Origin of the sequence: Flavobacterium microcysteis (assembly GCF_006385255.1) — a bacterium.
GTDB classification, from domain to species: Bacteria; Bacteroidota; Bacteroidia; order Flavobacteriales; family Flavobacteriaceae; genus Flavobacterium; species Flavobacterium microcysteis.
In genome coordinates this window covers 1-243 of the sequence record NZ_VFJE01000009.1, presented here as the reverse complement: position 1 = coordinate 243, position 243 = coordinate 1, and the positions used below count along the sequence as shown (strand labels likewise).

Here is a 243-nt window from a genome sequence, read left to right as displayed (position 1 = left end):
TTCACGTGCCCCGCCCTACTCAGGATACCGCTATCCCTTACGCTCATTACTTGTACCGGGCTGTCACCGTCTTTGGCCCAACTTTCCAGATGGTTCTAATTCTTTACGCAGGAAATATCGCGGTCCTACAACCCCGGAAATGCCGTAACATCTCCGGTTTGGGCTAATCCGCTTTCGCTCGCCACTACTCACGGAATCACTTTTGTTTTCTTCTCCTCCGCCTACTTAGATGTTTCAGTTCAG

1 rRNA gene is annotated in these 243 nt (G+C 50.6%); it reads right to left on the bottom strand.

Annotation, left to right across the window (positions count from 1 at the left end):
• Positions 1-243: ribosomal RNA gene (locus FJA49_RS00010) — 23S ribosomal RNA — on the bottom strand; the annotation flags it as partial.